We start from the raw sequence: 20919 nt of genomic DNA on the forward strand, positions 1-20919 counted from the left end.
CCCGGGGCGCGGGTGCCTCGGCGCCCCGACACGCAAGTGATCGCCTGAAGGCGGGCTGGAACAACGGCGTCGACTTCTGGGCGCCGAGCTACGTCGGCAACTACTGGAACACGTACAAGTCGATCGTCGGCGGCGGCGACATCAACGGCGACGGCCGCACCGATGTCATCGGCCACGACTGGAGCGGCAACCTCTACCTCCACCCGGGCACCGGCAACGGCAAGGCCCCGTTCGGTGAGCGCCAGCTGATCGGCGGCGGCTGGAACGTCTACACCGCCATCGCCGCGCCCGGCGACATCAACGGCGACGGCCGTGCCGACCTGGTCGCCCGCGACGGCAACGGCAACCTCTACGGCTACGTCTCCACCGGACGGAGCGGTACCCAGACGTTCGCCAAGCGCCACTGGATGGACGCGAACTGGAACATCTACAAGAGCTTCAACTGACGGCAAACGCCCGCGGGGCGGCCACGGCGTCAACGGCGTCCCGTCACCGGTCTTCCGGTGGCGGGACGCCGCCGCGTACCGGCCCTGACGTGCGGGAAGCGGAAAGGTTGTACGGAAAACCTCTTCTGCCTCGCCGGACCCCCGGATAGCCTTCGATCACTTTTCCGGGGGGAATGCTCGATCCGGTGCGCCCGACAGTGCGCGCGCCGCGCGTGTCGCCCTCCCCCCGGCTTCGCATGATCCAGGGGGAACCCTTTGTCTTCTACGCGCTACCAGCGCCTGGGCCGCATCGCGGCCTGCACCGCCCTCGCCCTGTCGGCGGGCACCCTGCTGTCGGCGGGCCCGGCCTTCGCCGCCGGCGAGTCCGCCAAGCCCGCGCCGTCGGCCACCGCCTCCGGTGCGAAGCGGACGGCGGGCGACCTCGCCGCTGCTCCGGCCGGGGCCCCGGGCAAGAGCACCTTCGCCTTCAAGAAGGCCAAGCCGCGGCTGGACGTGGACGGCGACGGCCGGTCCGACTTCATGTTCCGGAACCACTACGGGTACACCGGCACCCTGCAGAGCAAGACGGACAAGGTCACCAACTTCAAGGTGTCCGGTGAGGCAACGGACGGCGCCCGCGACATGCTCGCGGTCGGCAACATCCGCGGCGGCTGGGGCCCCGAGCTCCTGCTCTGGTACGCGGACGGCCGCCTGGCCCTGCACCAGGCGTACGCCACCGGCACCCAGGCCGCGACCTGGACGGGCATCGGCTGGCAGGTCTACAACAAGCTGGTCGCCACCGGTGACCTCACCGGCGACGGCCGGGGCGACCTGCTCGCCCGCACCCCGTCCGGTGACCTCTACCTCTACCGCGCCACCGGCGCGGCCACCGGCAACCCGTTCGCCGGCCGGGTGAAGGTCGGCGGCGGCTGGGGCGCGTACGACCAGATCATCGGCGCCAACGACGTCGACGCCGACGGCTTCGCCGATCTGTTGGCCAAGGACCTCAACGGCAACCTGTACTACTACAAGGGAACCGGCTCCACCTCCGCCCCGTTCAAGGCCCGCACCTGGGTCGGCGGCGGCTGGAACGTCTACAACAAGATCGTCGCGATGGACGACCAGAGCGGTGACGGCAAGGCAGACATCTACGGCGTCCAGCCCACCGGCGAGCTGTACGGCTACGCCTCGACGGGCGGCGGCAAGTTCTCCGCCCGGCAGAAGCTCGGCAGCGGCTGGACGATCGACGAGGCCGTCGTCAACTCGGGCGTCACCCCGGTCTTCGGCAAGCACGGCGTGGCCGCCGTCGACGGGTCGAACGGCGTCCGGGAGCACGTCAACCAGACCAACGGCCGGTACTTCGCCGACCCGCTGAACTACCAGTTCACCTGGCCGTCCGGCTCCACCACGCTGGTCAACGCGGCCGGCCTGGACCGGTCGAACTGGGCGAGCAAGCTGGCCTGGAACGGCAGCACCCTGTCCCACCCGGTCACCGGTGACCGCGTCGGCGACTTCCCGAACACCAACCTGGTGGCCGGCCCCGGTGACCTCACCGGTGACGGCAACGGCGACCTGCTGACCCGCGACAACTCGGGCACCCTGTGGCTGCGCCCGGGCAGCGGCACCGGCAAGTGGTTCGGCGGCGCGATCAAGGTCGGCCCCGGCTGGAACGGCTACAAGTCGATCGTGGGCGGCGGCGACATCAACGGTGACGGCCGCGCCGACATCGTGGCGCAGTCGGGCGACGGCCACCTGTACGTGTACAAGGGCACCGGCAACGCCTCCGCCCCCTTTACCGCCCGCGACTGGTTCAGCGGCGGCTGGAACGGCTACACCGGCATCGCCGTGACCGGCGACCTGACCGGTGACGGCCGCGCCGACCTCGTCGCCAGGGACCCCGGCGGCACCATGTGGCTCTACCGCTCCCAGGGCTGGGGCGGCCCCCACGCCTTCGCCGGCCGCCAGTGGCTCGCCCAGGGCTGGAACACCTACACCCAGTTCAACTGAGCGCTGAGCACCGAGCACTGAGCCGAACAGCACGACGGCACATGGCGGCGCCCCGTCACCGGTCCTCCCGGTGGCGGGGCGCCGCCGCATTCCGGCCGAAGGCCTCCGACGACGTGCCGACGGCCCGAAAGGTTGTACGGAAAACCTCTTCTGCCTCTCCGGCCGCGCGGATAGTCTTCGATCACTTTCCCGGGGGGGAATGCTCGATTCCGCGCGCCTCCTGCAAGTGCGCCGCCATGCGTGTCGACATCCACCCGGTTTCACCTGATCCAGGGGGAACCCCTTTGTCTTCTTCGCGCTACCAGCGCCTGGGCCGCGTCGCGGCCTGCACCGCTCTCGCCATCGCCGCGGGCACGCTGCTGTCGGCGGGCCCGGCCGTCGCCGCCCCCGCGGGCTTGGACAAGCCGGCTCCGGCCGCGTCCGTCCCCACCGGCACGCTGGAGCTCCAGCGTCCGGCCCGGGCGGGGACCTTCTCCTCCACGCCCGGCAAGTCCACGTACGCGTACAAGGCCGCCAAGCCGCGCCTGGACCTGGACGGCGACGGCTGGAGCGACATCCTCTCCCGCGGCCACCACGGCTGGTCCTCGGCCAACCTGACGAGCGGGGACGGCAGCAGCAGCAACTACACCATCGCCGGCGACAAGAGCGAGACGGTCCGTGACATCGTCGCGGTCGGCAACATCCGCGGCGGCTGGGGCACCGAGCTCCTGCAGTGGTCCTACGACGGCAAGCTGTCGATGCACCAGGCGTACAGCACCGGCACCCAGGCCCCGACCTGGACGGGCTCCGGCTGGCAGATCTACAACAAGCTGATCGCTGCCGGTGACCTGACCAAGGACGGCCGCGGCGACCTGCTGGCCCGCACCCCGTCCGGTGACCTCTACCTCTACCGTGCGACCGGCGCGGCCACCGGCGAGCCGTTCGCCGGCCGGGTCAAGGTCGGTGGCGGCTGGGGCATCTACGACCAGATCATCGGCGCGAACGACGTGGACGCCGACGGGATCGCCGACCTGCTCGCCAAGGACCCCAACGGCAACCTGTACTACTACAAGGGCACCGGCTCGACCACCGCCCCGTTCAAGGCCCGCACCTGGGTCGGCGGCGGCTGGAACGGCTACAACAAGATCTTCGCCGCGGACGACCAGACCGGCGACGGCAAGGCCGACCTGTACGCGACCACCCCGAGCGGCACGCTGTACTACTACGTCTCGCAGGGCAACGGAAAGTTCTCCGCGCGGCAGAGCGGCGGATCCGGCTGGATCAACAACGACGTCATCGTGAACTCCGGCGTGACCCCGGTCTACGGCAAGCACGGTGTCTTCGCGGTGGACGGCAGCAACACGCACTACCAGCACGCCAACCAGACCAACGGCCGCTTCCAGGACAAGCGCTTCGACCAGGCTCCGTGGCCGGCCGGCCAGATGGTGGTCAACGCCACCGGCCTGGACAAGATCAACTGGGCGCACATGCTCAGCTTCGACCCCGCCTCCGGCACGCTGGTCAACCAGCTCAAGGACGTCAAGGTCAGCGGTGACTTCTCGAACACCAACCTGGTGGTCGGCCCCGGTGACCTGAACGGTGACGGCAAGGGCGACCTGCTGACCCGCGACACCTGGGGCAACCTGTGGCTCCGCGCCGGCAACGGCACCGGCACCTGGTTCGGCAACCCGGTCAAGGTCGGCCCCGGCTGGAACGGGTACAAGACCATCGTCGGCGGCGGCGACATCAACGGCGACGGGCGCGCCGACATCGTGGCCACCTCCCACGACGGCCACCTGTACGTCTACAAGGGCACCGGCAACGCCTCCGCCCCCTTCACCGCCCGCGACTGGTTCAGCGGCGGCTGGAACGGCTACACCGGCATCGCCGTCCCCGGCGACCTGACCGGCGACGGCCGCGCCGACCTGATCGCCCGCGACTCCGGCGGCACCATGTGGCTCTACCGCTCCCAGGGTTGGGGCGGCCCCCACACCTTCGCCGGCCGCGCCTGGCTCGCCCAGGGCTGGAACACCTACACCCAGTTCAACTGAGCCGAACAGCAGCACGCATGGCGGCGCCCCGTCACCGGACCTTCCGGTGGCGGGGCGCCGCCGCGTCATAACCGGCTGCGGATCACCCTTCCGTGCCTTCCGGGCCGGCCGCGCCGTGCGGCTCCAGGAACTCCAGGCGGTTGCCCGCCGGGTCCTCGGAGTAGAAGCGGCGGTGGCCCGGCAGGTTGTCGTCCCAGACCACCTTGGCTCCGCGCTCCTCCAGCTGCCGCGCGTACGCTTCGATGCCCGACACGCGCAGGCCCGGGTGGGCTTTGCGGGCGGGCCGGAAGTCCTCTTCCACGCCCAGGTGCAGCTGCACCGGGCCGGCGGCGAACCAGCAGCCGCCGCGGGCCGCCAGTACGGGAGGTTTGGGGACTTCGGTCATGCCGAGCACGTGCACGTAGTACCTGCGGAGCAGGTCCTCGGAGCCGGGCGGTGCGGCGAGCTGGACGTGGTCGACTGCGGTGAGCACGGTCATGCCTCCTTGCGGGCGATGGCGAAGATGCGGCGGAACGGGAACACGGTGCCCCGCGGGCCGGGCGGATAGGCCCCGCGGAGCAGGTCGCGGTATTCGAGCAGGAAGTCCTCGGCGGCCTGGCGGTCGTCGCCGAGGGCGGTGAGCACAGGCCGGAGCGCGGTGCCCTTGACCCATTCGAGGACCGGGTCGGGTCCGGACAGCAGCTGGTAGTACGTGGTCTCCCAGATGTCGGCGGCGCAGCCGAGCTCGGTGAACCGGGCCAGGTATTCGGCGGGTTCGAGCAGGTGGATGTAGCGGGCGCCCTGGCCGCCCAGCCGGGCCTGCCAGCGCGGGTGGTCGCAGAGCGCGGCGAGCAGGGAGTGGCTGGGGGCGGTGAAGTTGCCGGGGATCTGGAAGGCGAAGGTGCCGCCGGGGCGGAGTGCGTTGGTCCAGGCGGCGAAGGATCCGGCGTGGCCGGGGACCCATTGCAGGGCGGCGTTGGAGACGATCAGGTCGTAGCGCTCTTCGGGGACCCAGGTCGCGAGGTCGGCCGGGTGGAACTCCAGGGTGCCGCCGCCCGGGGTGGGCCCGGCGTGCTCCTGGCGGGCGCGGTGGAGCATCTCCGGGGAGAGGTCGTAGCCGGTGACGTGGGCGTCGGGCCAGCGCTCGGTGAGGAGGGCGGTCACGTTGCCGGGGCCGCAGCCGAGGTCGGCGATGCGCGCGGGCCCGGCGGGCAGCTCCGGTATCCGCGCGAGGAGGTCGAGGAACGGCCGGGTGCGATGGCCCGCGTGGCGCAGGTACTGCTGGGGGTCCCAGGTGGGGGCGGCGGGCGTGGAGGGCGCGGCAGTCCCGGAGTCGACGGTGGCCGTGGGGCACCGTCCCGGCGCGATATCGGAATGCATGTTCGAGCCTCCCTACTGGCAGGGCGGATGGAGCCGGAAGTCGGTTCCGGCCCCCTCCATGCCCAGGGTGGCGGAAAATATATCTTGACGTCAAGAGACTTCATATCGACAGACCCCTTACAATGATCGGCATGGAGGACGAGGTCGACCGACTGGTCGCGGCATGGCGGCGGGAGCGCCCTGACCTCGACGTGGAGCCGCTCGAAGTGCTCAGCCGCGTGTCCCGGCTCGCGCGCCACCTCGACCGGGCCCGCAGGCTCGCGTTCTCGGAGCACAATCTGGAGCCCTGGGAGTTCGACGTCCTGACGTCGCTGCGCCGCGCGGGCGCGCCCTACCAGCTCTCTCCCGGCCAACTGCTGACCCAGACCCTGGTGACCTCCGGGACCATGACCAACCGGATCGACCGACTCGCCAAGAAGGGCCTGGTGGAGCGGCTCCCCGACCCCAGCGACCGGCGGGGGGTGCTGGTGCGGCTGACGCCCGACGGGCGCGAGGCCGCCGACCAGGCGCTCGCCGGGCTGCTCGCCCAGGAGCGGGCGATCCTGGCCCGGCTCTCCCGGGCCCAACGGGCGGACCTGGCCGCGCTGCTGCGCCGGCTGACCGCTCCGTTCGACAACATTCCCGGCTAGGGCCTGTCCGGCAGATCAGGTGCGGCCCCGGCCATGATCCGCTGGGCAGGCCCCAGGCCCGGCCCCAGGTCGGCGGGCCGCACACCGGCCCGCCGGGCCAGTGCCACGGCGGCCAGGGTGGAGTGCACCCCGAGCTTGCCGAGCACGTTCTGCATGTGGGTGCGGACGGTGTGCGGGGACAGGAACAGCCGCGCGGCCACGTCCTTCCGGCCCAGCCCTGCCACCATGCAGCGGAGCACCTCGTGCTCGCGCGGGGTCAGCGACTCCACCAGCCGTTCGCTGTCGGTGCGGTGCTTGCGGGCCGCCGTCATCTCCCGCAGCACCCCCGTGAGCAGGGCGGGGGGCAGGTGCGTCTCCTCCCGGAGCACCCCGCGGATCACCGCGAGCAGCCGGGACAGCGAGCAGTCCTTGGCGACCCAGCCGGAGGCTCCGGCCTGCAGCGCGAGCGCCGCCCGACGGGGCTCGTCCCGCTCGGCCAGGACCACCGTACGGACCGCCGGGTGGGCCGAGCGGACACCGGCGACCAGCGCGATGCCGTCCCCGGCGGCGCCCACGGAGCCCCCTGCGGCCGGGGTCACCGGCGGGGCCGAGCCCGGCTCGCGCTGGGCCGGCACCGCGGGCGCGGAGACGCCCAGGTCGGCGTCGACCAGCAGCACGTCGAAGCGGCGGCCCTCGGCCGCGGCGCGGTCGAGGCAGCGCAGCGCGGCCGGACCGCTGCCCGCCGCCGACACCTCCACGTCCGGCTCGGCCGCGAGCGCGGCGGCGAGCGACTCGGCGAAAATCCGGTGGTCGTCCACCACGAGAACCCTGATACGAACCACAGCCACCCCCACGGGTCGCGGAACGGACGACGGCGGGTACGACGCCCGGGACCCGGTGATCCACAGTCGCCGCGGCCGCCGCCACGTCTTCACTGCACTACCCCGGACCGGACGTCGTACCCGACGTGTCTCGACCCCTGAATCAACACCGGCCCCCACCGGTGTCGCTTCAGCGTAGGGGTGGGTGCCGCCGGTGGTTGGCCGAATAGCAGAAGTTTTCCGAGCTGTTTTCCGGCGAGGCGCACACCGAACGGGCCTGCGTGTGGCCGGAAATCGCCCCTCGGAACGGCCCGGGAACGGGATTCCGGCCCGGCTCGTGCCACGGGCAGTTGCGTGAGGGACATTTCACGCAGCGTGTATGCGCCGAGCGCCCGCGCGCAGGGTGCGGTCCCGGCGCGCGGGCGCCCGCGCACTCCCCCGGCGCTGAGCCCGCGCGGCCCCCGGCGCGGCCGCGTCCGGCCCTGCTCAGCGGTGCTTGACCCCGCTCAGCCGCGCACCGGGCCGGCTGTGCACCGCGCACCGCGACACCGTCGGCGGGCACACGTCAACCCTGCCCGCCGACACACCTCGATGCTGCCCGGCGGCGCCCCCTGGGGCACCGCCCGGCCCGGCCGCGCCCGGCCTTGCGCCCCGGTCCTGCCGCCGGTGCGCCTCAGCCCTGCTCGGCGGCGCGGCGGCGCGCGAACTCCCAGGCGTCCGAGACGATCCCGGCGAGGTCGGGACGGCGCGGGGTCCACCCGAGCCGCTCGTGCGCCGTGCGGGCCGAGGCGACCAGCACGGCCGGGTCCCCGGCGCGCCGCTCGGCGATCACCTCGGGGATCTCGTGGCCGGTGACCTTGCGGACGGTCTCGATGACCTCGCGCACCGAGAAGCCGTTGCCGTTGCCCAGGTTGCAGATCAGGTGCTCGCCCCCGCGCGCGCCGTCCAGCGCCGCCAGGTGGGCCTCGGCGAGGTCGGCGACGTGGATGTAGTCGCGGATGCAGGTGCCGTCCGGGGTCGGGTAGTCGTCCCCGAACACCGAGATCGCCTCGCGCCGCCCCTGCGCCACCTGGAGCACCAGCGGGATGAGGTGGCTCTCGGGGTCGTGCCGCTCGCCGAAGGCCCCGTAGGCGCCCGCCACGTTGAAGTAGCGCAGCGAGACGGCGGCCAGGCCGTGCGCCGCGCACTCACCGGTGATCATGTGGTCCACGGCCAGCTTGGAGGCGCCGTACGGGTTGGTCGGCGCGGTCGGCATGGACTCGGTGATCGGGGTGGACTCCGGCTCGCCGTAGGTGGCGGCGGTGGAGGAGAACACCAGCTTCCGCACGCCCGCTCCTCGCATCGCGGCGAGCAGCGCCATCGTGCCGCCCACGTTGTTCTCCCAGTACTTGCCCGGGTTCACCACGGACTCCCCTACCTGGGAGAAGGCGGCGAAGTGCAGCACCGCCTCGTAGGAGGGGTCCAGGTGGTGCGCGGCGTCGCGGATGTCGGCCTCGACGAAGGCCGCTCCGGCCGGGACGCCCTCGCGGAAGCCGGTGGAGAGGTTGTCGAGGACGGTGACCTCGTGGCCGGCCTCCAGGAGGTGGGCGGCGACCACACTGCCCACGTATCCGGCCCCGCCGGTGACCAGGTACTTGCTCACTCGTTCGCTACCTCTCGCAGTCGCCGGCCGCGCTTCCTCGCGCGGCCTGTCCGACTCTGGCTTACCCGATCCGGCGCCCCGCGCGGAAATCGGGGGCGCCGGCACGCGAACCTCGGCGCCGCCCGCGTGCGGAGATCACCGGCCCGTCACCGCCGGTCAGGGGCCGGTCAGGGGCGCCCAGGGGCCGGTCAGGCCCCGTCAGGAGGCCGGCCCGGCGGCCCGGTCCAGCAGCCCGGTACGGGCGGCCAGCGCGGCCGCCTCCAGCCGGGAGCCCACGCCCAGCTTCATCAGGACCCGCTGCACATGGGTGCGGGCGGTGCTCGGGGCGATGGCCATGCCGGCCGCGATCAGCCGGGTGTCCTCGCCCTCGGCGACCCGCACCAGCACCTCGACCTCGCGCGGGGTGAGCAGACGCAGCAGCCGGCTGCCCTCGTCGTCGGGCTGCGCGGCCGGGTTGAGCAGCTCCGCGAAGGCCCCCTGGAGCAGCTGCGGGGATACGGCGACCTCACCGGCCCTGGCCTTGGCCAGGGCCCGTTCCACGCCCTCGATGCGCTCGTCCTGGCGTACGTAGCCGGAGGCGCCGGCGGCGAAGGCGGCGGCGATCCCGCGCGGGCTGGGCACCGGTCCCAGGACCACCACGGCGATCTGCGGGCGCTCCCGCTTGATCCGCACCACCGGCTCGAAGACGCCCGGCTCGGCGGGCGAGGCGGTGCCCAGCAGGCACACCTCGGGGGCGCGGCTGATCACCAGCTCGGCGGCCCCGGCGGCCGGCGCGGCCGCGGCCAGCACCCGGTGCCCGCGCAGTTTCAGCGCAGAGGCGAGCGCCTCGGCCAGCAGCCGGTGCTCGTCGACCACCATCACCCGTACGCCCATGTCCCGGGAAGCTACACGCTTGTTCGAGGGCTCGTCCGGGATACGGCGCAGAAGCCCCCGGAAGGACGGACCTTCCGGGGGCTCCGGGACACGGTCGGGCGCCGGCTGCGCGGACCGGACCCTGTCAGCTCAGTGGGTGGTGAACGAAACGAAGAGGTAGGTCTTCTCGCCGATCGCCGAGCTGGAGTTGCTGATGATGTCGTCGGAGATGAAGAGCCGGCCGTCGGCGTAGCGGAACTCGGCCTGCGGGACGAACTGGGTCTCCGCGCGGCGGGTCTCCTTGTCGTCCGGCATGACCATCAGCGTGGTCTCCTTCATCGTCGCGCCGTCGATGCTGACGATCTGTCCGCCCTTGTCGTAGGGCGGGCGCTTGTACGCGATGATGTTGGACCCGTCCATCCGCAGCGGCCACATCGTGTAGCGCTCACCGGCGTCGGCGCGGTCGGTGGTCTGCTTGCCGGTGTTCAGGTCGAAGGAGAGGATCTCGTTCGTCCGGGGTCCGCCGGAGTCTCCGCTGCCCTGGTGCTCGACGGACGGCAGGTAGATCTTGCCGTTGCCGACCGCGATCTTGGAGCAGTTCTCCACGTCCGAGTTGTTGCACGCCGGGTCGTAGTTGCCGGAGGTGAGCGAGATATTGGTCTTCAGCTGACCGGACTCGTCGATGACGAAGATGTCGCTGATGCCGATGGCGTTGGGCGCGCTGCGGTTGACGTTCGCGGTGACGACCAGCGGCTTGGTGGAGATGATGTGCCCGTACTCGATGCCCTGGGACATCTTGTACGAGTACTTCGGCGCGCCGGTGATCGGGTCGAGGATCTGGGCCTGCACGGTCTGGCTGCCGATCCGGCCGCACTTGCGGAGCACGCCGAGGGCCTCACCGCCCGCGTAGCCCATGTCGTAGCAGCCCTCGTTGTCGGTCTTGGGCTCCCAGAGGACCTTGCCGTCGGCGAGGTTCCAGGCGCCGCCGCCCGAGAGGCCGCCGGCCGCGACGGTCTGGCCGCTGATGGTGACCTCTTCGAAGGCCAGCTTCCGGTCGCCGTTGGTGACGGACTTGGCCTCGGCGGACCACAGCAGCTTGCCGGTGTTCAGGTCGATGACTCCGACGTTGCTGCACGCCGGGGACACCTCCTGGGCGGTCGGCAGCTTGTACTGGAAGAGCACGGCCGTCTTGTTGTCGGAGACGTGCTGGCTCGCGCCGCAGATGTGCCCGGGCAGCGGGACCGACCACTTCTGGGTGCCGTTGTCGAGGTTGTAGCCGACGACCTTGGCCACGTCCGACTTGGCGTAGACCGAATCGGTGACCCAGGAGCCGTAGGTGCCGATGGTGTTGGTGCCGCCGTCGGCGTCCGGGGGCACCGTGGGCCGCTCGACGTTGATCAGGGTCTTGGCCTTGGTGTTGCCCTGGGGCTTCTCGGAGCCGCCGGAGCCGGACGGCTTGTCGTTGCCGCCGCCGCCCGGGGTGGGGCTGCCGGTGGCCACCGGGCTGTCGTCGCCGCCGCCGCCGTCGGAGGTCAGCCAGAAGCCGCCCGCGACGATGACGGCGATGGCCACCACGGCCGCGCCGATGATGAGCAGTTGGTTGCGCTTGGCGTTGCCGCCCGCGCCGCCGGAGCCGGCCGTACCCATCGGCTGGGTCTGGTGCGGGGCGGGCGTCTGGTACGGCGCCTGGTACGGGGCCTGGGCCTGGGCGTCGTAGCCGGGCTGCTGCTGCGGGAAGCCGTGGCCCTGGGCGGGCGGGGGCGTCTGCGGATAGCCGTAGCCCTGCTGCGGATAGCCGTAGTTCGGCTGTCCGGAGTTCGGCTGTCCGGGCTGACCCGGCCCGCCTGCCTGGCCCGGCTGTCCGGCCGGCGGCTGCGCCGGTGCGGCGGCCGGGGGCTGCGCCGGCGGCTGGGCCGGCGGGGCGGGGGGCGCGGCCGGGGGCTGTGCGGGCTGCTGCGGGGGCACCGGCGGGGGCGCGCCGAAGCCGGCGCGGGGGTCCTGAGGGGCGCCGAAGCCGCCCGCGGGCGGCGGGGGCTGGTTCGGCGGTGGGGGTGGGGTGCTCATGGGGGTTACTGCCTCTCGTCGATCACTTGCCGAAAGCCATCAGGAATTTTTCGGGCCCCTCGCTCCGGCCGGTCAGGCGGGACTGCGAGATGAACAGCCGGCCGCCCGCCCAGTCGATCTGCGGGTCGAAGAAGCCGCTCTCGACGGTGGCCGCGCCCGACGGGTTGCGCAGCAGCGTGGTGGGCTTGCCACCGCCGGCCGGGAAGGACAGGACCTCGCCGCCCTTGTCGTAGTCGGGCTCCAGGTAGGCGATCAGCTGCCCGTTCTCCGTCTTCAGCGGCAGGGCGGAACGGCCCTCGCCGGCCGGGGCGCGCCACTTGATCTTGCCGCTGGTGAGGTCGAAGGCGGCGATCTCGTTGGACTCGCCCTCGGTGGGCATGTAGACGGTGTTGGCGGCGGCGTCCACGACCACGCCGGTGCAGCTCTGGGGGCCGGAGAAGATGGAGATGCCGCAGCGGGCGGTGAAGTTGCCCTCGCCGGTGAGCTGGGTGCGCAGCTTGCCGTCGGAGCCGACGACCAGGATGGAACGCTTCTTCTCGGCCTTGTTGGTGGCCTCGGCCACGACGGGGTCGGTGCCGTACACCTTGCCGACGTTCCAGCCCTTGGGCACCTTGAAGGTCCAGTTGGCCTTGCCGGTGGCCGGGTCGACGCCCTGGATCTCCTCGGTCTGGTCGGAGCAGGTGGCGATGGCGATCAGCTTGGCGCCGCCGCCCGCGTAGCTGTCGGGTTTGCAGCCGGAGGCCGGCTTGCCGAACAGCTTGTCGCCGGTGCTGACCTTGAAGGCGCTGGCCGTGCCCATCCGGCTGACGGTGACGGTGTCCCCGGTGATGGCCAGGCTGGGCTTGCTCATGATGTCGAAGAGGCCCTCCTTGGGAACCTCCTTCGTCCAGCCCTCCTTGCCCGCCTTCAGGTCGACGAGCTTCAGCTGGTTGCAGTCGGAGGTGTCGGAGTTGCCGTTCTTGAACGCGACCACGGTCTTGCCGTCGGGCGTGGTCTGACCGGTGGCCCCGCAGATCTCGGCGGGGAAGGAAACGGTCCAGCGCTGCTTGCCGTCGGTGACACCGTAGCCGGTGACGGACTTGGCGACGGCCTTGACGACGGTGTCCCCGACGACCCACTGGGCGGGCGCCGCGGCGCCGCTGCCCGGCAGGTCGATGTCGTTGTTGCGCAGCCAGAGGACCTTGTCCTCACCGGGCTTGCGGCCGGCGTTGAGGTCCGTCTGCTCCGAGCCGCCGTTGCCGCTGCCGTCCCCGTCGTCCACGGAGGCGGAGGGTGACGGGGCGTCGCCCGGCTTGCCGTCGCCGCCCGGGCTCGGGCTGCCCTGGGCATGCGGGGTCTTGGAGTCGTCGCCGGCCAGGAGGACGTACCCGCCCGCGCCGAGCGCGAGGATGCCGACGGCCGCGGCGGCGATCAGCGCGACCCCCTTGCGTCCGCCGGGCAGGCCGCCGGGCCCGCTGCCGCCGGGCGCGGGCTGCGGCGGGCCGGGGGGCATCGGCGGCGGGAAGCCGTAGCCGGCCTGCTGCGGCGGCTGCTGGCCGTACTGCGGCGGCTGGGGCGGCTGTTGCGGCTGTGGTGGCTGCGCGGGCGGTTGGGGCTGCTGCTGCGCGTACGGGTTGGGGCCCTGCTGCTGCGGGGCGCCGTACCCGTGCTGCGGCGGACCGGGCAGGTGTCCGTAACCCTCAGGAACGGGCGGCGGGTTCGTCATCAGCGCATACCTTCGGCGTGTCAGAGGTCGTGGGGGGATGAACCTTTCTACCACTGACCACGGACAGGCTACGGGCCGGTCACTTCCCCTGTTCCCAAGGAAGGACCGGCCCGTGATGCCGCCGTTATGCCTCCGGACGCGTCCGGAGGCGGTCCGAACTCACGCCTCCTCGGCGAGCTCCAGCCAGCGCATCTCCAACTCGTCGCGCTCGGTGAGCAGTTCCCTGAGCTCGGCGTCGAGCTTGGCCACCTTGTCGTAGTCGGTGGCGTTCTCGGCGATCTGCGCGTGCAGGTTGGACTCGCGGTCGGCCAGTTTGTTGAGCTGGCGCTCGATCTTCTGCAGCTCCTTCTTCGCGGCCCGCGTGTCCCCGGAGGGCTTCTCCCTGGCCGGCGCGGCCGCGGCGGCGGGCGCCGAGGCGGCGGCCGTGGCCTCGATCATCTTCTGCCGGCGTTCGAGGTACTCGTCGAGGCCGCGGGGCAGCATGCGCAGGGTGGCGTCGCCCAGCAGCGCCATCACGGTGTCGGTGGTGCGCTCGATGAAGAACCGGTCGTGCGAGATGACGATCATCGTGCCGGGCCAGCCGTCGAGGAGGTCCTCCAGCTGGGTCAGCGTCTCGATGTCCAGGTCGTTGGTGGGCTCGTCGAGGAACAGCACGTTCGGCTCGTCCATCAGCAGCCGCAGGATCTGCAGCCGGCGCCGCTCACCGCCGGAGAGGTCGCCGACCGGCGTCCACTGCTTCTCCTTGGTGAAGCCGAACTGCTCGCACAGCTGCCCCGCCGTCATCTCGCGGCCCTTGCCGAGGTCCACCCGGTCCCGGACCCGCTGTACGGCTTCCAGGACCCGCAGGGACGGGTCGAGTTCGCCGACCTCCTGGGAGAGGTAGGCCAGCCGGACGGTCTTGCCCACGGTGATCACACCGGAGGCGGGCTGCTGCTCGCCCTGGGTGCGGGCGGCGGTGGCGAGGGCGCGCAGCAGGGAGGTCTTGCCGGCGCCGTTGACGCCGACCAGGCCGATCCGGTCGCCCGGTCCGAGCTGCCAGGTGAGGTGCTTGAGCAGCATCTTGGGCCCGGCCTGGACGGAGACGTTCTCCAGGTCGAACACGGTCTTGCCGAGGCGGGCGTTGGCGAAGCGCATCAGCTCGCTGCGGTCGCGGGGCGGCGGCACGTCGGCGATGAGGGCGTTGGCGGCCTCGATCCGGAAGCGCGGCTTGGAGGTGCGGGCGGGAGCCCCGCGGCGCAGCCAGGCGAGCTCCTTGCGGACCAGGTTCTGCCGCTTGACCTCCTCGGTGGCGGCGATCCGCTCGCGCTCGGCGCGGGCGAACACGTAGTCGCTGTAGCCGCCCTCGTACTCGTGCACGGCACCGCGCTGGACGTCCCACATGCGGGTGCAGACCTGGTCGAGGAACCAGCGGTCGTGGGTGACGCAGACCAGGGCGGAACGGCGCTCCTGGAGGTGCTTGGCCAGCCAGGCGATGCCCTCGACGTCGAGGTGGTTGGTGGGCTCGTCGAGGACGAGCAGGTCCTGCTCGGCGATGAGCAGCTTGGCCAGCGCGATGCGGCGGCGCTCACCACCGGACAGCGGGCCGATGACGGTGTCCAGGCCCTGGCCGAAGCCGGGCAGGTCGAGGCCGCCGAACAGACCGGTCAGGACGTCGCGGATGCGGGCGTTGCCGGCCCACTCGTGGTCGGCCATGTCGCCGATGATCTCGTGCCGGACGGTGGCGGCCGGGTCGAGGGAATCGTGCTGGGTGAGGACTCCGATGCGGGCGCCGCCGGTATGGGTGACACGGCCGCTGTCGGGTTCCTCCAGCCGGGCGAGCATCCGGATGAGGGTGGTCTTGCCGTCGCCGTTGCGGCCGACGACGCCGATCCTGTCCCCCTCGGACACGCCGAGGGAGATGCCGTCGAGCAGGGTACGGGTGCCGTACACCTTGCTGACTGCCTCGACATTGACCAGATTGACGGCCATCAGACGCGCTCCAGGGAAGGGGATGGATCAGCCCCTCAGCCTAACCGTCCCACCGGGTCGTGGGCGCTCGACCAGCGTCCATCCGCCGACCACCATCCCGATGGCGACGGGCGCGGTGACGGGGACGGCGACGAGGACGGCGCTGTGGCCCTCCAGCAGCCCGCCCAGTCCCGTCATGGACAGTCCGAGGACGCCGAACAGGCACAGGGTGATGCCGAGGGCGGCGAGGGAGCCGGGTCCGGATGCCGCCGGACGGGCTGCGGCCGGGGTCTCGAAGCGGCGGAACACGGCGACCAGCGCGGCGGTGCCGAGGCCGGCGAGCACCAGGCGTACGGGCAGCTGGGCCCACCAGGCCGCGCCGCCGGGCGCGGGCAGCGGCAGACCGAGGGCGAGCTGGGCGGCGTAGACGCCGAGCATGGCGGTGAGGTGCCAGAGGAAGGCGGTCATGGCGATGCCGTTGGCGGCGACGACCGCCCGCCAGGCCCGCGGCCGGGCGAGCAGCCGGGCGGCGGGGGCGCGGAGCAGCTCCACCGCGCCGACCAGCCACAGGGCGTGGCAGAGCAGGGCGAGGGTGGGCGGGGCCATGTTGGAGACCTTCTCGCCGGGCATCCCGACCATGGACAGCGGGTACGGTCCGCGGGCCACGAGCAGCACGGCCCCGGCGAGGCCGGCGGCGGCGAGGACGGCGGGGCGGGTGATCCTGCCGTCGGCCCGCAGGAAGCCGAGCTGGTGCACGGCCAGCCAGACGAAGGCGAAGTTCAGGAACTCCAGGTAGGGCACCCCGGCCGCGAACCTCAGCAGGTCGACGGCGGCGGCCGCGCCGGCGAGGGCGGCGAAGACGGCCCAGCCGTACCGCTCGTGCAGCCGGAGCAGCGGCGGGGTGAAGGCGACCATGGCGAGGTAGATCCCGATGAACCACAGCGGCTGGGTGACGATGCGCAGCGCGGCCCCGGTCAGCCCGCCGGCGCCACCGGCGAGCTGGATCGCCGTCGCGAGCACGGCCCACACCGCGACGAACACCAGGGTGGGCCGCAGCAGCCGCTGCAGCCGGGCCCGGACGAAGGCGGTGTAGACGGGCTGTCCGTCCGACCGACGGGCCAGGGACCGGTAGGACAGGGCGTGCGAGAACCCGCCGACGAAGAAGAACACCGGCATGACCTGGAGCAGCCAGGTGAGCACCTGTAGCCCCGGCAGCACGGCGAGCAGGTTCCCTATCCGGCCGTCGGGGGTGACGGCGGCCATGAGCCAGTGCCCGAGCACGACGGTCCCGAGCGATGCGGCCCGGAGCAGGTCGACGTACCGGTCCCGCCCGGCGGGCGTGGCGTCGGCGATTTCGGCGGCGGTGTGTCCCATGCGGCCAGGTTCCCGCCCCCACCGGCACCCGCGGCACCGCCCGGATACTCATCTCCGGGCTGAGTACGGCTGGCTTCAGCCGAGCCAGACCACCTTGACCACGGAGATCTCCCGCAGCCGCTCGGGGGCGAGGAACATCAGAAGCCCGAGGCCGCCGAAGATTTTGAGGGCCCGCAGGCCGCCGCCCTCCTGTGGGCCACGGCCCACAGCAGCGGCGTCCCGGCCGAGAATGGTCAACTGGTCGGCAAGTCGTTCCACCTCAGCAACGACCTCGGGTGGTAGGCCGCCGACCACATGCTCCGCATCCGGATTGTAGTGCCAGGTCCAAGCGTCGCTCACGGAGCTGCAACCTCACTACGTGCATCGGCCAAGATCTGCTGGATCTCTGCCACTGCCGCGTCCAGCACGGTGCGGTCTGAGGCCCCGTCGGCGATCGTCTCCAGTTCCCGCAGCCGTGCGGCGCGGGCTGGGACGCGTTGGATCGCAACGAACTCGCCCCACCAGTGCAGGAAGGTCCGCAAGGGGGTAATGGTGCTCTGAGCGGCGCTCTGCTCGGCGGCCTGCTCCAGATCCTCCAGGAAGGCCGGCAGATAGGCCGGGGCAATCTGAGCCACGGCTACCCGCAGGGCCGCCGGTGTCAGGGCCGGCATGGGGATCAAAGGGTTGGTGCCGTGCACCGCCTGCTCGGTCATCGGAGCGCCTCCCGTGTGCGCGTCGGGTGTCCTCAGCCTAGCCCGGGCGGGCGCGGCGGCGCCGGGGTTCACCCGGGCAGGACCGTTGCGCCCGGGGCCGGGGAGGAGGCCGTGCGGGTGGTGCGGCAGGTGCCGGAGGCTTCGAGGGCGGCCGCCACCTTCAGCGCCGCTTCCTCGTCGCGGACCAGGAAGGCCGTGGTCGGGCCGGAGCCGGAGACCAGGGTGGCCAGGGCGCCGGCCTCGGTGCCCGCCGCCAGGGTGGCGGCGAGCTCCGGGCGGAGCGAGAGTGCCGCCGCCTGGAGGTCGTTGGACAGTGCCGCGGCCAGCGCGTCCGGGTCGCCCGAGGCGAGCGCCGCGAGCAGTACCGGGGAGGCCTCGGGGGCCGGGACGTCGGTCCCGGCGGTGAGCCGGTCGAACTCGCGGAACACCGCCGGGGTGGACAGGCCCCCCTCCGCGACCGCGAAGACCCAGTGGAAGGTGCCGGCCCCGACGGGAGTCAGGTGCTCGCCGCGCCCCGTTCCGAGCGCCGCGTTGCCGACGAGGCTGAACGGGACGTCGCTGCCGAGTTCCGCGCAGATGTCGAGGAGGTCCTCGCGGGAGCTGTTCAGGCCCCACAGGGTGTCGCAGGCCAGCAGCGCGCCGGCGCCGTCCGCGCTGCCGCCGGCCATGCCGCCGGCGACCGGGATGTTCTTGGCGATGTGCAGATGGACCGCGGGTTCCAGGCCGTGCCGGGCGGCGAGGAGTTCGGCGGCGCGGGCGGCCAGGTTGGTGCGGTCCAGCGGGACCTGGTCGGCGTCCGGGCCCTCGCAGGTGACCCGCAGTTCCGCGGCCGGGGTGGCGGTGACCTCGTCGTGGAGGGAGACGGCGAGGAAGACGTTGGCGAGGTCGTGGAAGCCGTCGGGGCGGGCGGCGCCCACCGCGAGCTGCACGTTGACCTTGGCGGGGACCCGGACGGTGACGGATCGGTGTTCGTCGGTGCTCACAGTGCGGGCCTCTCCTGCGCCGGCTTGTGTTCCGCGATCGCCGCGAACTCCTCCACGGTGAGGGCTTCCCCGCGGGCCTGCGGGGAGATCCCGGCGCCGGTGAGCGCGGCCTCGGCGGCGGCCGCCGAACCGGCCCAGCCGGCCAGCGCGGCCCGGAGGGTCTTGCGGCGCTGCGCGAACGCCGCGTCGATCACCGCGAAGACCTCCGCCTTGCTCGCCGTGGTCTTCACCGGCTCGGTGCGGCGGACCAGCGACACCAGCCCGGAGTCGACGTTCGGCGCCGGCCAGAAGACGTTCCGGCCGATCGCGCCGGCCCGCTTGACGTCCGCGTACCAGTTCGCCTTGACCGAGGGCACGCCGTACACCTTGTTGCCGGGACGGGCGGCCAGCCGGTCGGCGACCTCGGCCTGGACCATCACCAGGGTGCGCTCGATGGTCGGGAACCGGTCCAGCATGTGGAGGAGGACCGGGACGGCGACGTTGTAGGGCAGGTTGGCGACCAGGGCCGTCGGCGCCGGCCCGGGCAGTTCCCGCACGAGCATCGCGTCGGAGTGGACCAGTGCGAACCGGTCCTTCTTCGCCGGCATCCGCGCCTCGATGGTGGCGGGCAGCGCCGCGGCCAGGATGTCGTCGATCTCCACGGCGGTGACGTGGTCGGCGGCATCCAGCAGGGCCAGCGTCAGCGAGCCCAGTCCCGGGCCGACCTCGACGACCACGTCGTCGGGCCGCACCTCGGCGGTGCGGACGATCCGGCGGACCGTGTTGGCGTCGATGACGAAGTTCTGCCCCTTCTGCTTCGTGGGGCGTACGCCGAGGGCCGCGGCCAGTTCGCGGATGTCGGCGGGGCCCAGGAGGGCGTCGGGGGTGCCTTGCGGCTCGGGCGTCTGCTCGGTCGGCTCTGCGGTGCTCACCGGTAAAGCCTACGGCCGCAGTGCGGCCACGGACTCGCCCCCCGCTGCACGTAGAGCTTCTTGGCCCGGTACGTCTGCTCGTCGGCGTCCGCGTCCTGCGGGCGGCCGCTGCCGCCGAGCCCCTGCCAGGTGCGTACGTCGAACTGGTAGAGCCCGCCGTACGTCCCGGACGGGTCGGTCGCGCCGGGCCGCCCGCCGGACTCGCAGTGCGCCAGGGCGCCCCAGTCCAGTCCGTCGGCGCCGTCGACCGAGCTGGGCAGCGGCTTGGTGCCGACCTTCACCAGGGCGGTGACCGGCTCCCGCACGGTCTCTTCGGCGATCTTCCGGGGCTTCTGCCGGACCCCGTTGACGGTCCGCAGGGCGTAGATGACCCGGCGGGCACCGGGGCGCCCGGCCTGTTCGACGACCTCGGTCCCGGCGAACAGCTCGGGGTCCCTGACCCGCCTGGTGGTGTACGGGATCGGCTCCTCGCGGACCTCCCGGGTGCCGGTGATGCGCAGCACGGTGACGGTCTGGCCGTCGCGCGGGAAGGAGTCGGGCGGCACGGAGGTGGTGTCCTGGCCGCCGAGGCCGATGCCGGCCTGGTCGAGGGCCTCCCGGACGGTGGCGGCGTTGGTGCGGATGGTGCGTTCGCGGCCGTCCGCCATGAAGGTGACGCTGCGTTCGGTGCGGACGTTCAGGGCGAGGCCGGCCCGGGGCACGGCGGCGGTGCGGGGCGCGGAGAGGTAGGCGCCTTCCACGCGGACGCCGACTTGGCGGAGCGCGGACTCCACGGTGTCGGCGGTGGTCCACACCTGGCGGTGCTCGCCGTCGAGGGTGAGGCGCAGCGGCCGGCCGTAGCGGACGACGATCTCGTCTCCGTCGTCGAGGGCGGCGGTGCGGGCGGGGGCGACGAGGTCGTGCTCGCCGACGCCGACGCCCTCGCGGCGGAGGAGCTCGTCGACGTCGTCGGCGAAGGTGTGCAGGGTGCGGGGGACGCCGTCGACGGTGAGGAGGACGGCCTTGTCGGCGGCGACGAAGGCGGAGGTCCCGCCGGCCAGCACGGCGACGACCAGGGCCTGCGGGACGAGTTTCCGCAGGCCGTCGGTTCCGGCGGGGCCACGGCGGGAGCGGCCGGCCGACCGGCCGCCGGCCGGGGCCGGGGCCGGGGCCGGTGCCCGCTCCGGGGCGGGGGCGGGCCCGGGGACGGCCGGTGCGGGTGCGGGGGCCGCCGGGGCGGCGGCGCGGCCGCGGGCGCGGCGCCCCGGCGCGGTGTCGGCGGTCTTGCGGCGGCGGCCGGTGCGCGGACCGGGCACGGCGGCGTCCCCGGCCCCGCCCGCCCCGCCGGTGCCGTCGGTGCCGCCCGCCCCGCCGGTGCCGTCGTGCCCGTCCGTGCCGTCGGCCGTGCCGGTCCCGGCCGGTTCGGCGGGGGCGAGGGAGTCCAGCGCGCCGAGCGTTTCGAGGGTGTCGAGTCCGCCCGGGGAGGCGGCGGCCGGCCCGGGGGCTCCCGTACCGGTGTG

At 72.8% G+C, this 20919-nt stretch carries 18 protein-coding genes; 4 read left to right on the forward strand and 14 right to left on the reverse strand.

The window, feature by feature from the left end:
- Positions 1–140: 140 nt before the first annotated feature.
- From AC067U_RS12935 to AC067U_RS12945, 3 genes are all read left to right on the forward strand, one after another.
- Positions 141–446, forward strand: a complete 306-nt coding sequence (locus tag AC067U_RS12935) for an FG-GAP repeat domain-containing protein (RefSeq protein ID WP_478830102.1) — start codon at positions 141–143, stop codon at positions 444–446.
- Positions 447–701: 255 nt separating this feature from the next.
- Positions 702–2432 (forward strand): FG-GAP repeat domain-containing protein, encoded by a 1731-nt coding sequence (locus AC067U_RS12940; protein WP_478829710.1) that lies wholly within the window; start codon positions 702–704, stop codon positions 2430–2432.
- Positions 2433–2716: 284 nt separating this feature from the next.
- Positions 2717–4462 (forward strand): FG-GAP-like repeat-containing protein, encoded by a 1746-nt coding sequence (locus AC067U_RS12945; RefSeq protein WP_478829711.1) that lies wholly within the window; start codon positions 2717–2719, stop codon positions 4460–4462.
- 82 nt (positions 4463–4544) lie between these two features.
- On the opposite strand, the gene AC067U_RS12950 is transcribed toward AC067U_RS12945, so the two are convergent.
- Complete coding sequence (locus AC067U_RS12950; protein WP_478829712.1) at positions 4545–4940, reverse strand: VOC family protein; 396 nt, start codon at positions 4938–4940, stop codon at positions 4545–4547.
- On the reverse strand, positions 4937–5821 hold the full coding sequence (locus AC067U_RS12955) for a trans-aconitate 2-methyltransferase (protein WP_478829713.1): 885 nt from the start codon (positions 5819–5821) through the stop codon (positions 4937–4939). Before AC067U_RS12955 ends, AC067U_RS12950 begins: the two co-directional genes overlap by 4 nt.
- 131 nt (positions 5822–5952) lie before the next feature.
- On the opposite strand from AC067U_RS12955, the gene AC067U_RS12960 reads away from it, so the two are divergent.
- Positions 5953–6450 (forward strand): MarR family winged helix-turn-helix transcriptional regulator, encoded by a 498-nt coding sequence (locus tag AC067U_RS12960; RefSeq protein ID WP_365108659.1) that lies wholly within the window; start codon positions 5953–5955, stop codon positions 6448–6450.
- Here AC067U_RS12960 and AC067U_RS12965 read toward each other — a convergent pair.
- The 12 genes from AC067U_RS12965 to AC067U_RS13020 form a co-directional block, all read right to left on the reverse strand.
- On the reverse strand, positions 6447–7271 hold the full coding sequence (locus AC067U_RS12965) for a LuxR C-terminal-related transcriptional regulator (RefSeq protein WP_478829714.1): 825 nt from the start codon (positions 7269–7271) through the stop codon (positions 6447–6449). The two genes, AC067U_RS12960 and AC067U_RS12965, sit on opposite strands and share 4 nt — an antisense overlap.
- Positions 7272–7923: 652 nt before the next feature.
- On the reverse strand, positions 7924–8892 hold the full coding sequence (gene galE, locus AC067U_RS12970; RefSeq protein ID WP_478829715.1) for a UDP-glucose 4-epimerase GalE: 969 nt from the start codon (positions 8890–8892) through the stop codon (positions 7924–7926).
- 198 nt (positions 8893–9090) lie between these two features.
- A complete protein-coding gene (locus tag AC067U_RS12975; RefSeq protein ID WP_478829716.1) occupies positions 9091–9765 on the reverse strand; it encodes a response regulator transcription factor in 675 nt (224 codons plus the stop codon).
- Positions 9766–9894: 129 nt separating this feature from the next.
- Positions 9895–11808 (reverse strand): outer membrane protein assembly factor BamB family protein, encoded by a 1914-nt coding sequence (locus AC067U_RS12980; protein WP_478829717.1) that lies wholly within the window; start codon positions 11806–11808, stop codon positions 9895–9897.
- Between the two features lie 22 nt (positions 11809–11830).
- Positions 11831–13513, reverse strand: coding sequence for an outer membrane protein assembly factor BamB family protein (locus tag AC067U_RS12985; RefSeq protein ID WP_478829718.1), 1683 nt, complete (start codon positions 13511–13513; stop codon positions 11831–11833).
- Between the two features lie 159 nt (positions 13514–13672).
- Entirely contained in the window at positions 13673–15481 is a 1809-nt protein-coding gene (locus AC067U_RS12990) for an ABC-F family ATP-binding cassette domain-containing protein (RefSeq protein WP_478829719.1), read from the reverse strand.
- A gap of 27 nt (positions 15482–15508) precedes the next feature.
- Positions 15509–16834 (reverse strand): acyltransferase family protein, encoded by a 1326-nt coding sequence (locus AC067U_RS12995; protein ID WP_478829720.1) that lies wholly within the window; start codon positions 16832–16834, stop codon positions 15509–15511.
- A gap of 75 nt (positions 16835–16909) precedes the next feature.
- Positions 16910–17173 (reverse strand): hypothetical protein, encoded by a 264-nt coding sequence (locus AC067U_RS13000; protein WP_478829721.1) that lies wholly within the window; start codon positions 17171–17173, stop codon positions 16910–16912.
- Entirely contained in the window at positions 17170–17526 is a 357-nt protein-coding gene (locus tag AC067U_RS13005) for a hypothetical protein (protein WP_478829722.1), read from the reverse strand. The genes AC067U_RS13000 and AC067U_RS13005 overlap by 4 nt, the downstream gene beginning before the upstream one ends.
- 68 nt (positions 17527–17594) lie before the next feature.
- Positions 17595–18509, reverse strand: coding sequence for a 4-(cytidine 5'-diphospho)-2-C-methyl-D-erythritol kinase (locus AC067U_RS13010; protein ID WP_478829723.1), 915 nt, complete (start codon positions 18507–18509; stop codon positions 17595–17597).
- Positions 18506–19420, reverse strand: coding sequence for a 16S rRNA (adenine(1518)-N(6)/adenine(1519)-N(6))-dimethyltransferase RsmA (gene rsmA / locus AC067U_RS13015; RefSeq protein WP_478829724.1), 915 nt, complete (start codon positions 19418–19420; stop codon positions 18506–18508). The genes AC067U_RS13010 and rsmA overlap by 4 nt, the downstream gene beginning before the upstream one ends.
- Positions 19417–20715, reverse strand: a complete 1299-nt coding sequence (locus tag AC067U_RS13020; RefSeq protein WP_478830103.1) for a ubiquitin-like domain-containing protein — start codon at positions 20713–20715, stop codon at positions 19417–19419. Before AC067U_RS13020 ends, rsmA begins: the two co-directional genes overlap by 4 nt.
- Positions 20716–20919 lie beyond the last annotated feature (204 nt).

It is taken from the genome of Streptomyces sp. NPDC043853, assembly GCF_056436025.1.

What these genes read in the sequence shown, in the direction of transcription:
- AC067U_RS12990 (WP_478829719.1), bottom strand. Translation starts at nt 15,481, where the DNA reads ATGGCCGTCAATCTGGTCAATGTCGAGGCAGTCAGCAAGGTGTACGGC.
- AC067U_RS12960 (WP_365108659.1), top strand. Translation starts at nt 5,953, where the DNA reads ATGGAGGACGAGGTCGACCGACTGGTCGCGGCATGGCGGCGGGAGCGC.
- AC067U_RS12985 (WP_478829718.1), bottom strand. Translation starts at nt 13,513, where the DNA reads ATGACGAACCCGCCGCCCGTTCCTGAGGGTTACGGACACCTGCCCGGT.
- AC067U_RS12980 (WP_478829717.1), bottom strand. Translation starts at nt 11,808, where the DNA reads ATGAGCACCCCACCCCCACCGCCGAACCAGCCCCCGCCGCCCGCGGGC.
- AC067U_RS12995 (WP_478829720.1), bottom strand. Translation starts at nt 16,834, where the DNA reads ATGGGACACACCGCCGCCGAAATCGCCGACGCCACGCCCGCCGGGCGG.
- AC067U_RS12975 (WP_478829716.1), bottom strand. Translation starts at nt 9,765, where the DNA reads ATGGGCGTACGGGTGATGGTGGTCGACGAGCACCGGCTGCTGGCCGAG.
- AC067U_RS13005 (WP_478829722.1), bottom strand. Translation starts at nt 17,526, where the DNA reads ATGACCGAGCAGGCGGTGCACGGCACCAACCCTTTGATCCCCATGCCG.
- AC067U_RS12950 (WP_478829712.1), bottom strand. Translation starts at nt 4,940, where the DNA reads ATGACCGTGCTCACCGCAGTCGACCACGTCCAGCTCGCCGCACCGCCC.
- AC067U_RS12955 (WP_478829713.1), bottom strand. Translation starts at nt 5,821, where the DNA reads ATGCATTCCGATATCGCGCCGGGACGGTGCCCCACGGCCACCGTCGAC.